Source organism: Candidatus Hecatella orcuttiae (genome assembly GCF_002009985.1).
GTDB classification, from domain to species: Archaea; Thermoproteota; Bathyarchaeia; order Hecatellales; family Hecatellaceae; genus Hecatella; species Hecatella orcuttiae.
Genome location: NZ_MTLX02000005.1, coordinates 850,572 through 862,619, shown reverse-complemented (window position 1 = coordinate 862,619; position 12,048 = coordinate 850,572). Strand labels below are relative to the sequence as shown.

Here is a 12,048-nt window from a genome sequence, read left to right as displayed (position 1 = left end):
ATTAGAGGTTTCGTGAAGCTTGGTATTTAAAGATTAAGACCCCCCCTTCAAGCCCAGCACTTGCACTGCAGGGTCAGAAAAGTGGAACAGTGTTTAATCGGAGAAACATTTCTGCGGGTCTTATTGACGCACTAATTTCTAATGGGCTGTTTAGTTTGTCAGACGGATTTCTAAATCGACGGACCCGGAGGTAAAATCAATTTCTCGAAAAGCTTAAATTCGCTTCTAACCGTAGAAGCTTCTGGGGTAAAAGAGCTATTGGCGAAAAGTCTTATAAAGCTGAACGTCAACGGCGAGGTTTGCGAAGTCTCGGTAGATCCTCATAAAACTTTGCTGGAAGTTTTGAGGAATGACCTAGGATTAACAGGAGCGAAATACGGCTGTGGAAGCGGCGAGTGCGGCGCTTGCACCGTGCTGGTTGACGGGGAACCTGTGCTATCTTGTTTGACTCTGGCAGTGGCGGTAGATGGTAGAAATATCTTAACCATAGAAGGGCTAGGTAAAGGCGGAAAACTGCATCCCTTGCAGGAAGAGTTCGTAAGGCGAGGCGCAATCCAGTGCGGCTACTGTACACCCGGCTTTGTGCTCGTGGCGAAGGCTTTACTGGAAGAGAACCCGAACCCTACAAGGGAAGTGATAAGAGAGTACGTTAAAGGAAACCTCTGCAGATGCACGGGCTACACGAAAATCATCGACGCTATTTCCGCAGCAGCGGAGAGGATGAGGAAGGGTTAATTCTCCATGAAAGAATTTAGGTTTATAGGTAAACGAGTGCAGCGAATAGACGCTGTTTCGAAGGTTACCGGCGCCTGCAAGTATGTGGAAGACCTTTTTGTTCCCGGCATGTTGTGGGGTAAAATTCTCAGAAGCCCCTACCCTCACGCCAAGGTGCTCAGCGTAGATGCCAGTAAAGCGGAAAGGCTCCCTGGAGTTAAAGCGATTTTAACCCCCCAAGAAGTTATCGCCAAAACCAAACCCAGCGGGCCGACGACGATAAAGGACGAATACGTTTTAAAGGACAAAGCTCGCCATGTGGGGGACGAAATAGTTGCTGTGGCAGCTGTAAGCGAGGATGTAGCTGAAGAAGCTGTAGAGCTGATAGATGTAAAGTATGAGGTCTTACCGGCTGTCTACGATGCGGAGGAAGCCATGAAACCCGGTGCACCGCAAATACATGATGGAGTGAAGAATAACACCCATCACGCAAAGCTTCGAGCTGGAGATGTGGAAAAGGGATTCAAAGAGTCTGACCGCGTGTTCAAGGAAAGATTTGTCACCTCAAAACAGTCTCCCACACCTATAGAACCTCACTGCGCCCTATCTCACTACGATCCTGTCAGCGGTAAACTGACCCATTGGTCCAGCACCCATACTCCCCACATCCTTCGACTAGACCTCGCCGGCACCCTAGGCCTACCGGAGAGTAAGGTCAGAGTCACCAAGCCTGAAGGGATGGGGGGAGGCTTCGGCATAAAGTCCGACTACCCGTTAGATGCCTGCGCTGCTTTACTGTCCATGAAGACGGGGAAACCTGTGAAGATGGTGCTCAGCAGAGAGGAGGAGATGCTCACCAGAACACGTCACCCCATGATCATGGAAATGGAAATAGGCGTGGGGAAAGACGGGAAAATCACAGCGCTGAGAAATAGAGCGATCTTGGACACGGGTGCCTACGCTAGTTTTGGGCTTGGCGTCGCCTACATGGCACAGGCTTTCACCGTGGGGCCTTACAAGATACCCAATCTCTGGATCGACAGCTACATAGTGTATACCAACAAGGCCCCCTCCGGGGCATTTCGGGGATTCGGCAACCCGCAGGTTACCTTTGCCAGAGAGTCTCTGCTGGACATCGCCGCTCACGAAATGGGAATGGACCCTGTGGAATTCAGAAGGATTAATCTGATAAAGCCCGAGGACCTCCCTTACACCACCGCCAACGGCTTGATAATAAACAGCTGCGGCATAGAGGAATGCCTGACAAAAGCCTTGGAGGCTGTGGGAAGGGAGAAACTGAAGCCCAACCAAGGAATAGGTGTATCCTGCGCCATGACTTGGACCGGTGGAAAGTGGCTTCCGGGATTCGACGCCGACTACTCTTCAGCCATCGTGCAGGTTAACGAAGACGGCACGGCGATGCTGTTCACAGGTTCCTGTGACCTTGGAACAGGCCTCTACACCGTTCTAGCACAGATAGTCGCTGAGGAGTTAGGAATACCGATGGAAAATATCTCCGTTGTAGCCGCGGACACTGACGCCACTCCACCATGCCTAGGTGCTTGGGGAAGCAGGTCTGCTACTATGGCTGGCAGCGCCGTCAAACTCGCTGCGGCAGACGCTAAAAAAAGGATGCTGGAGGTGGCGGCTGAAATTCTGGAGACACCCTCCGAGAGCTTGGAGGTGGGAGGAGGAAAAATCTTCGTCAAAGACGACCCAGATAGAGCCGTGACGGTAGGGGAGGTTGCCTCCACCGCCTACTTCTCCAAGAAAAGGGGAATAGTAGGCCCTATCATAGGAAGAGGCGTCTACGACCCCCCCTCTGTGCCCTTTGACGAGAACGGCTGCGGGAACTGCTGCGCCACTTACGGCTTCGCAGCCCACGCTGTGCTTGTGGAGGTTTCGCCTGAAACCGGCCATGTGAAACTTGTTAAATATGTGACCGCAGACGATGTGGGCCGGGCTTTGAATCCTGAAATCGTTGAACAGCAGCTTCAAGGAGGAACAGCCCAAGGAATAGGCTACGGCCTCTTTGAAGGCCTTGTTTATAATGCTGAATCAGGCCACCCGTTTAACCCAAACTTCACAGATTACAAGATTCCCACCGCAGCGGACCTCCCAGACATCCAATCCCTGATAGTGGAAACCATCGACCCGGTGACTCTTCTAGGGCAAAAGGGTGTCGGCGAAAGCGGCATGGTCACCAGCGCCCCAGCCATAGCCAACGCCGTCTACAATGCTGTAAAGGTGAGAATAAAAGAACTGCCCATAACGCCGGAAAAAATAATGGAAGCTTTAAGAAAAAGGTGAGGAAAGTTTCATGAAATTGAAAGGTAAAGTAGCCATAGTAACTGGAGCAAGCTCCGGGATAGGCAGAGCCATAGCTCTCACATTCGCTCAGGAAGGAGCAAAGGTTGTGGTTTCCGATATCAACCGGAAAGGCGGAGAAGAAACCGTTCAGCTGATCTCAAAAGCGGAAGGGGAGGCAACTTTCGTCGAAGCCGACGTATCCAAGTCTTCTGACGTAAAGAAGCTTGTAGATACCTGCATAGAAAAGTATGGAAGAGTTGACATTCTCGTGAACAATGCGGGTGTAGGCATCGCTGGAAGTGTACTGGACACTTCCGAAGAAGCTTGGGATAAATGCTTAGACGTAAACTTGAAGGGAGTCTTCCTATGCTCTAAACAAGCACTTCCAGATATGGTAAAACATGGGGGTGGAGTGATAATCAACATAGGCTCCATAGCAGGCTTAAGAGGTGGGGCTCAATACTCCGCCTACTGTGCCTCCAAGGCGGGTGTGATCGATCTCTCTCAATGCATGGCCATAGACTATGCTAAGTATAATATCCGGGTTAATTGCATCTGTCCCGGGCAAGTTGAAACCCCTATGCTCATGGAATCCGTACCGGAGGAACTTCTCCAGAAACTCATAAAAGCCAATCCCATGAGAAGATTCGGAAAACCTGAGGAAATAGCCAAACTCGCCGTCTATCTCGCCTCAGACGACTCCACCTACATGACAGGAGCGATACTGGTTATCGACGGAGGTATCACGCTGGGTTATGGGCCCTTCGCAGGCGGCGAAACCGGCTGATCTTCACGCAATAATCTTGGACAGGTAAATGAAATATGGCTGTTAATTTTTTTGAATCCATACGAAAAGCCATTCTAGACTACGATGAAGAAGCCGTGGCCAAACTCGTCAAGGAAGCTTTGGAAAGCGGACTTAGCCCCCTAGAAGTCATGAACAAAGGGCTGGCTAAAGCCATCACAGAGGTCGGCAACCTCTTCGGTGAAGAAAAAATATTCTTGACAGAGCTGATGTTGGCGGCTAATGCCTGCATCGCAGGAGTTGAAATAGTTAAGCGGAAAATACTGGAATCAAAAACGGAGGCAGGTAAACCTAAAGGAGTGATAGTTATAGGAACCGTGAAAGGAGACATTCACAACATAGGAAAAGACATTGTCAAAGCTCTACTGGAGGCTTCAGGGTTTGAAGTCCACGACATCGGAATAGATCAGCCGGCTGAAAATTTCGCCAGAAAGGCTGCTGAAGTTAACGCCGACATAGTTGCTTCTTCAGCTCTTCTGACAACTTCAAGACCTCAGCAAAAAATAATCGAAGAAAAATTGAAGGAGACAGGAATTAGAGAGAAGGTCAAAACCATCATAGGAGGCGGAGCAACGGACAGAGAGTGGGCAGAGGAAATTGGGTGCGACTTCTACGCTGTGGACGCCTCTGAGGGAGTAAGAATAATAAGAGAAATCTGCGAGGCTGGGAGACGGTAGAAGGTGAAGCCGAGACTTAAGGTTCTTGGAAAAGAAGAATTAGACACCATCTACACCACCGCCTTATATCTGCTTAAAAAGGTGGGGGTTAACATAGAAGATGAGGGAATCATAAAGCTTCTCGCGAATAACGGCTGCGATGTAGACTCCAACAGGATAGTGTATTTTCCGGAGTGGCTGGTTAGAGACTGTTTAAATTCCACACCGAAAGAAGTCACCTTATGTGGCAGGAATCCGTCTTGTGACATGCAAGTTGGAAGGCAGAAATACCCATACATTATCCCTTTAGTTTCTTACAATTATTTTGACTGCGTATCCAACACTTACAGAACTCCGACGAAAGATGATGTGGCGCGATTTGTCAGACTCTGCGACCACCTCAGCACAGTAAACGGCGTTTGGATGCTTTCCATGATACCTGAATTCGAAGACATGTACATGTTCGGCGATTTCATATTAGGCATCCGCAACACCACAAAACCCGTATGCGTCATCAATTTTGAACCCAAATCCGTCGAGCCGACCTACCAGCTGGCCGTGGAGATGGCTGGCGGTGAGGATGAGCTGAAAAGGAGGCCACTGCTGACGGTCAACTACTGTTGCATCTCACCTCTCATCTGGAATAAAGAAGGATGCGCTATGCTCAAGGCGACCGCTAGGTGGGGAATTATTCCCGCCATATCCACTGAGGCTCCCATGGGAGACACAGGTCCGGTGACGGTCGCCGGAGACATCGCCCAGAAGATGGCTGAGTTTCTGAGCGGGGCTGTCGTTCTGCAGTTGTTGAACAGGGGAATGCCCATCATATGGGTTGATGTGCATGAAACCTTCGACCAGAAAACAGGCGCCGTCAATTTCGCGTCTCATGGAAACTTTCTTTACGCATGCGCCATCGGTCAGATAGAAGAGTACCTAGGAATACCCATCGTGACACCTGTCATACCTGACTCCAAACTGCTGGACTTACAGGAAAGCTATGAGCTTGGCTTTCTGCTTCTAACTCAGATGTTGGGCGGAAGCAGACTGGTTGTAACCCATGGGCTAGACTCCTCCCGCGCTTTCAACAACGAATTATTGCTTCTCTTAGATGACATGGTGACAGCTACTCAGCGCATACTGGACGGAATTGAAGTAAATTCAGACACTTTAGCCGTAGAAGTGATCGAAAAAGTCTGCAGGAAGATTGACGGAAAAAGACGGGTAGGACATTTCCTCGATCAGCGGCATACCTTAAACTGGTACGCGAAAGAACATCGACCTAGAAAAGACGGCATTTTCGAAAAACATCGACGAGAAAAATGGATGGAACTGGGATCAAAATCTTTTACTCAGAGAGCCCATGAGAAAGTAGAAGAAATTTTAAGCACCCATAAACCTGAACCCCTTCCGAGAGAAGTGGAACAAAAAATAGCGGAACTACAAAAAAAGTACCAAATAAAAGTGTGAGAGATCCGTTTTTGATGAAAATTTAACTCAGCAGATAAATGGTTAGAAATTAAAAATATTAATAAATAATATTCAATAAGTTCTAAAGGATGGTTTTTGAATTTTGGAGGGAAGATTAGAATTTGTCCTCATTTTCTCTGCCTGAAGAGAAACTCATCGGCCTCTATGAGAAAATGGTCCTGATAAGAGTTTATGAGGAAAAAATAGGCGAAATATTCGCTGCCGGCAAGCTTCCGGGCTTTGTCCACCTCTACATTGGAGAGGAGGCAATAGCCGTGGGTGTATGCGCGAACCTTAAGAAAAGTGACTATATATCGAGCACTCATAGAGCGCATGGGCACTGTATTGCCAAAGACTGCGATATGAAAAAGATGACGGCTGAGCTTTATGGTAAAGCTACAGGTTGCTGCAAAGGTAAGGGAGGTTCTATGCATCTCGCTGAATTGGAGGTGGGCGTTCTGGGGGCAAGTGCTGTGGTCGGAGCCAGCGTCCCTTGGGCTGTGGGAGCCGCTCTCTCCGCTAGGATCAGAAACACGGACCAGGTGGCTGTAGCTTTTTTTGGAGACGGAGCCATAAATCAGGGGGTGGTTCAGGAGTGCTTTAACATAGCTGCTGTTTGGAAGCTTCCGGTAATATTTGTTGTGGAAAACAATTTGTACGCTACCTCCCTTCCCACAAGACCTACGAAGATACAGTCGCAGTACAGTTGTTCCATCGAAGACCTGTCCAAGAGAGCTCTAGGCTACGATATCCCCGGCCTTACAGTTGACGGCATGGATGTCTTAGCCGTCTACAAGGCTGCAGAAGAAGCAGTCCAGAGGGCTCGAGAGAAACTAGGCCCAACACTGATAGAATGTAAGACATATAGGTACAGAGGGCATTTTGAGGGAGACCCTCTCATGTACAGAAGCAAAGAAGAGTTGGAACGTTGGCTTGTAAAGGATCCGATACTAAACTTTAAGAAAAAGCTAATGGAGGCAGGCGTCTTAACTGAAAAAGAAGCCGAGGACATCAGTTCGAAAGCTAAGAAAATTGTTGAAGAGGCTGTGCAATTCGCTGAGGAAAGCCCGGACCCACTGCCTAAAGACGCTTTCAAGGATATTTTTGTGGAGGATTTCTATTGAGGTGACTGGTAGATGGTGAGACAGTTATCCCTTCATGAGGCTGTAAACGACGGCTTAAAGCTTGAAATGGAACGAGATCCAACCGTCTTCATTATGGGTGAAGATATAGCCCTCTATGGAGGCGCTTTCTTCGCCACTCATGGCCTACTGGAAAAGTTCGGCCCCGAGAGAGTGAGGGATACCCCCATTTCGGAGGCAGCCTTCACCGGCATCGCCTTCGGCGCTGCGATCACGGGGCTGAGACCTGTAGTGGATTTAATGTTTGCTGACTTCATCGGGTTAGCTATGGACCAGATCCTCAACCAGATAGCTCAAACTCGTTATATCTTCGGTGGGCAAGTTAAAGTTCCCTTAACGATCAGAGCGTCCATAGGCGCAGGGGTCTCGGCAGCCGCTCATCACTCTCAATGCCTTTACTCTATGTTTGCGCACACTCCAGGGTTGAAGGTCGTGGTCCCGTCTACACCCTACGATGCTAAAGGTTTACTTATCTCAGCCATACGGGATGACAACCCGGTGATATTTTTGGAGCATAAATCCTTAGGCGTATCAGAAACCTATAGGCTTCCCACAGCTGGGAGGCAGCCTGTTCCGGAAGAAGCTTATACTATACCTCTTGGGGTAGCGGACATTAAAAGGGAAGGAAAAGATGTCACGGTTGTAGCCGTGAGCTTGATGGTTCACAAAGCTCTGGAGGCAGCTGAAAAACTGGTTCAGGAAGGAATCAGCTTGGAGGTTATCGACCCCAGAACTTTGGTCCCTCTAGACAAGGAGGCCATTCTCAAATCTGTAAGGAAAACTCGTCGTCTGATAATCATGGACGAAGACCGAGAAAGATGCGGCTTCGCCTCGGAGGTGGCTGCCCTCGTGGCCGATGAAGCCTTTTTTGAGCTGGAGGCTCCTATCAAGCGGATTGCAACACCCAACATACCCATACCTTTCAGCCCCATCCTTGAGAGCACCATTATACCGAGTACCCAAAGCCTAATCCGAACTGTAAGGGAAGTCGTGGGAAAGTAATAGGCATAAGCGAAAATGATCCGCTGCAATTACAGGAGATAGGCGCTTGAATTCGGTTTTTAGTATACAAGCAGGGAAAAAAGCTGTCTGCCATTTATCTACAAATCTCGGTCAACATGTTTTCATTCTGAAGTATTTCTTTTATTCTCTGGAGAAACCGCGCGGCTACGTCTCCATCGATCACTCTATGATCAAAGGTAAGGCTCAAAGTCGTCATAGGCTTGGCTACGATAGCTCCTCCGGACACCACAGGTTTTTCCACAATCCTCCCCACGGCTAGGATAGCTGTCTGCGGCGGGTTGATGATGGGAGTGAAGACGTCGACTTCAAACATGCCCAAATTTGTGATGGTGAAGGTCCCCCCGCTCACATCTTCCACAGTTAGAGTTCCCTGTTTAGCCCTCTCCACAAGACTTCTCAAGTTCAGGGAGACCTCTGTCAAAGATTTCTTGTCCGCATCTTTAATGACAGGAACTGTAAGCCCTGCTTCCGTTGCCACAGCTACGTTGACGTTTATTTCTTCAATGAGTTTTATCTCCCAGTCTTCCAACACTGCGTTGAAGAGGGGAAATTCCTCCAAAGTCTTTGCAGCGACTTTGACCAATATGTCCGTGTAGGTTATGCGGACTCCTGTTTTTTCAGCTTCTTCCACCATTTTCTTTCTGAAAGTCTGAAGAGCCGTAGCGTCAGCCTCCATGGTGATGGTAAGCTGGGCCATGGTTTGGAGACTGGAAGTCATCCTTTTTGCGATAACCCTCCTCTTCTCCGACATGGGAATTATCTGCTTTACCTTTAACCCGGCTTGGGTTCTATACCTAACCTCTTCAAGATGCTTGAGCACATCTTTCTCTAAGATTACTCCTCCCGGACCGGAGCCCACCACTTCAGCTAGATTTACTCCTTTCTCCTTAGCCAACAGCTTAGCCCTAGGCGAAGCCTTAGGGGGAGCGCCCGTCGGATGAGACGGTGGAGTCGACGGCGCCAATGGCTTGGCTTCAACAGTAGGCTTCTCAGGTGCAGGGGGAGCCTCCTCCACAGGGGGCAACGGCTCTCCAATTTCGCCTACAAACCCAATCGTTCGGCCGATGGGAACAATAGTCCTAGAGGGGGCTAGGATTTTTAGCAACACTCCTGATGCTGGAGCTTGGATAGTGTGGGATATCTTTTCTGTTTCGATCTCAACAAGAGGTTCATCTTTTTCAACGGTGTCCCCTTCTTTTTTAAGCCATTTAACGACAGTGCCTTCTTTCATCGTCAAACCTAGCTTCGGCATGAGAACCCTAGCAGGCATAAGCTCTCTCCTTCCAGCACGCCCTATTTAAAGCGGGGAAGAACAATTAAGCTTTCCCACCTAGGCCTATTCGAAAGCCGGTTCAAATTTTGTGAAGAACCTTCCCTCCCGCGTCCAGTACTGCCTCCTTAAAAGCCTCGGACAGTGTCGGATGGGCGTGAATGGTCTCAGCTAATCCGTCCATGGTGCAGTTTAATTTCACAGCTAAAGCTGCCTCAGCTATCAGTTCTGTAGCATGAGGGCCAATAATGTGAACGCCTAAGATTTTTCCAGTATCTTCCTCTGTTATAACCTTCACCTGCCCCTCTGGCTTCCCCAAGGTGAGGGCTCTGCCATTATAGGCGAATGGAAACCTTCCCACCTTGATTTTCACACCTGAGTTCCTTGCCTGCTCTTCAGTCATGCCTACAGCTGCCAATTCCGGAATTGTGAAGACGCAGCGGGGAACAGTCTTGCCGTCCATGTGAGACTCCTTGCCCATGGCATTCTCGGCAGCGACAATTCCCTCGGCGTAGGCTTGATGGGCGTAGAGGCTGCCGATGGCGTCTCCCACAGCGTAGATCCCGGGAGACGTGGTCTCCATCTTGTCGTTTACCACGGTGATTTTGCCTTTTTCAACTTTTACTCCAGCTTTCTCCAAGCCTATGCCTTCCAAGTTGGCAACTCTTCCGAAAGCTACTATGACTATCTCTGCTTCTACCTCTTTCTCACCATCGCCTGTCATCAACACGGCTTTCATAGAGAGCCCGTTCCCTGTTTCGCGGATTTCCTTAAGTTTGGTTTCGGTGTAAATTTTAGTTCCCTCCCTCTCCAACGTTTGCCTGTGCAGGGATGCAGCTTCGCCATCCTCCCCTGGTAAGATTTGAGGCATCATTTCCACCACGGTGACTTCCGAGCCTAGGTGCCTGAAAATACAAGCAAACTCCAAGCCGGAAGGCCCGGCTCCCACCACCAACAAGCTTCGAGGCACGTCCTCCAACTCCAATGCCTCATCAGTGTTGAGAACGCCCTCTCCCTCAAAACCTAGACTTCTAGGATCTGGAGCACGGGAACCGGGAGCTAAGATGAATTTTTTGGATTTCACTCTAATGGCGGAGCCGTTGGATCCCACGACCTCAAGCTCTTCGCAGCTGAGAAGTTTTCCAAAACCTCGAAGAAGCGTGACGCCGTTATGTCTGAGAAGAGCCTCCACACCTCTCACCAACGTCCCCACCACGTGTTCTTTCTGTTTTTGTAAGGCGAGAAGATTTATGGAAGGCTGAGGAACAGTTATTCCGAAATCTTTTGCTTTCTTCAACATGTATATTATTTCGGCGGAGGTCATCAGAACCTTAGTTGGGATGCATCCTCTATTTAGACACGTGCCTCCTACTCTGTCCCTTTCTACTAGAACAATTTTTCCGCCCAGTTGAGCCGCACGGATAGCTGCCACATAACCTCCCGGGCCTCCACCAAGAACAGTGACATCTGCTTCTAAGATTGAGGCCATGAAACCCCACCTACTTCACGCTTCATAACAGTTTTTAGAATAAAGGTTTTTCTCTTGGATAATAGAAATTAAGTTGCATAAAGTTTCAGATGGCTGAAGGTGATTCGTATGCCGAAAATTAAAGTGCACGAGGTTAACTTATGGTATGAGTTCGAAGGAAAAGGAGAAACCCTCGTTCAAGTTCATGGATTAGGCTTAGGCCATGAACACTTCGCAGCCATTACTCCTTTGCTGCGAAAAAAGTTTAAGATTATTGAATTACGACATGAGAGGGTTCGGCCTTTCAGATAGACCTTTGCAAGAATATTCCATAGAACTTTGGGCCGACGATCTTAAGGGCCTACTGGAGGCTCTGAATATTCCTAGAACCCACGTTCACAGGGCTTCTATGGGAGGAATGGTCGCTATGCAATTTGCCTTAAAGTACCCTGAAAAACTTGAGAAGCTGATCATAAGTTGCTCTGCATGCAAAATGGATGAAGCTACAAAACTGTTATTCAAAGTTTGGGGAGATGTAGCGGAGAAAATGGGAGTAAACTTGGAAACTCTATCTGAACTTACATCCCTTCAAGCTTTGTCCTGAAGATTTCTCGACAGCAACGAGGCTCCTCAGGCGTTAAAGCTAGTAAAGAAGATCTTTGCTGAGAACAATACTCCAGAAATCTTTAAATCCTCCTGCAAGGCCATGGCAAACTTCAATATCATAGATCAACTTCACCGTATAGACGCGCCGACGCTTGTGCTAGCCGGCGAAGCCGATCTCATAATCCCCTTAGAGCAAGGACCTAAAGGTGGAGGAGGCAAAGTCATCAGCGAAAAAATACGTCAAGCACGACTAAAGGTGATAAAGAACTGCGGACATGCCATTTTCTTCGAAAAGCCGGAGGAAGCCGCTAAGGTAATAACCAGCTTTCTACGTACAAGAAAAGCCTAAATGGATCAATGAAAAATCAGCTTCACCGAAAATCCTCATCCTCAAAGTTTAAATCCGGAAAATTCGGGGAGGTTTCAGGAATCTTCTTATAGTTATCTCCGCGCCATTTTTATTTTGGAGGGCCCGTGGTCCAGCTTGGATAGGACGTTGACCTCTCTCCTGTAAAGAGGGCGAAAGCCTCCGGAGCCGAAGATCAGGGGTTCAAATCCCCTCGGGCCCGCCACTCCAGAAGCGAATT

At 48.7% G+C, this 12,048-nt stretch carries 12 protein-coding genes and 1 tRNA gene; 11 read left to right on the top strand and 2 right to left on the bottom strand.

Annotation, left to right across the window (positions count from 1 at the left end; translation table 11 throughout):
- Positions 1–258: 258 nt before the first annotated feature.
- From BWM17_RS07425 to BWM17_RS07395, 7 genes are all read left to right on the top strand, one after another.
- Positions 259–735 (top strand): (2Fe-2S)-binding protein, encoded by a 477-nt coding sequence (locus BWM17_RS07425; RefSeq protein WP_309493296.1) that lies wholly within the window; start codon positions 259–261, stop codon positions 733–735.
- Between the two features lie 6 nt (positions 736–741).
- Entirely contained in the window at positions 742–3,024 is a 2,283-nt protein-coding gene (locus BWM17_RS07420) for a xanthine dehydrogenase family protein molybdopterin-binding subunit (protein WP_309493295.1), read from the top strand.
- A 10-nt stretch (positions 3,025–3,034) separates the two neighbouring features.
- The gene (locus BWM17_RS07415; protein WP_309493294.1) at positions 3,035–3,811 is read left to right on the top strand and encodes an SDR family oxidoreductase; all 777 of its coding nucleotides are present in this window, start codon (positions 3,035–3,037) and stop codon (positions 3,809–3,811) included.
- A 35-nt stretch (positions 3,812–3,846) separates the two neighbouring features.
- On the top strand, positions 3,847–4,506 hold the full coding sequence (locus BWM17_RS07410) for a corrinoid protein (protein WP_309493293.1): 660 nt from the start codon (positions 3,847–3,849) through the stop codon (positions 4,504–4,506).
- Positions 4,507–4,509: 3 nt separating this feature from the next.
- Complete coding sequence (locus BWM17_RS07405) at positions 4,510–5,952, top strand: trimethylamine methyltransferase family protein (RefSeq protein WP_309493292.1); 1,443 nt, start codon at positions 4,510–4,512, stop codon at positions 5,950–5,952.
- A 173-nt stretch (positions 5,953–6,125) separates the two neighbouring features.
- On the top strand, positions 6,126–7,076 hold the full coding sequence (locus BWM17_RS07400; RefSeq protein WP_342766511.1) for a thiamine pyrophosphate-dependent dehydrogenase E1 component subunit alpha: 951 nt from the start codon (positions 6,126–6,128) through the stop codon (positions 7,074–7,076).
- A 15-nt stretch (positions 7,077–7,091) separates the two neighbouring features.
- Positions 7,092–8,096: an alpha-ketoacid dehydrogenase subunit beta gene (locus tag BWM17_RS07395; protein WP_342766510.1), complete on the top strand. Its 1,005-nt coding sequence runs from the start codon at positions 7,092–7,094 to the stop codon at positions 8,094–8,096.
- A gap of 94 nt (positions 8,097–8,190) precedes the next feature.
- On the opposite strand, the gene BWM17_RS07390 is transcribed toward BWM17_RS07395, so the two are convergent.
- Together BWM17_RS07390 and lpdA are read right to left on the bottom strand one after the other, a co-directional pair.
- Positions 8,191–9,387, bottom strand: a complete 1,197-nt coding sequence (locus BWM17_RS07390) for a dihydrolipoamide acetyltransferase family protein (RefSeq protein WP_309493289.1) — start codon at positions 9,385–9,387, stop codon at positions 8,191–8,193.
- Between the two features lie 82 nt (positions 9,388–9,469).
- Positions 9,470–10,876 (bottom strand): dihydrolipoyl dehydrogenase, encoded by a 1,407-nt coding sequence (gene lpdA, locus BWM17_RS07385; protein ID WP_309493288.1) that lies wholly within the window; start codon positions 10,874–10,876, stop codon positions 9,470–9,472.
- Between the two features lie 108 nt (positions 10,877–10,984).
- Here lpdA and BWM17_RS07380 point away from each other — a divergent pair, with 108 nt between their 5' ends.
- From BWM17_RS07380 to BWM17_RS07365, 4 genes are all read left to right on the top strand, one after another.
- A complete protein-coding gene (locus tag BWM17_RS07380) occupies positions 10,985–11,167 on the top strand; it encodes a hypothetical protein (protein WP_309493287.1) in 183 nt (60 codons plus the stop codon).
- Positions 11,142–11,459, top strand: coding sequence for an alpha/beta hydrolase (locus BWM17_RS07375; RefSeq protein WP_309493286.1), 318 nt, complete (start codon positions 11,142–11,144; stop codon positions 11,457–11,459). The genes BWM17_RS07380 and BWM17_RS07375 overlap by 26 nt, the downstream gene beginning before the upstream one ends.
- A gap of 102 nt (positions 11,460–11,561) precedes the next feature.
- Positions 11,562–11,810 (top strand): alpha/beta hydrolase, encoded by a 249-nt coding sequence (locus BWM17_RS07370; RefSeq protein WP_309493285.1) that lies wholly within the window; start codon positions 11,562–11,564, stop codon positions 11,808–11,810.
- A gap of 119 nt (positions 11,811–11,929) precedes the next feature.
- A tRNA-Arg gene (locus BWM17_RS07365) sits at positions 11,930–12,033 on the top strand.
- Positions 12,034–12,048 lie beyond the last annotated feature (15 nt).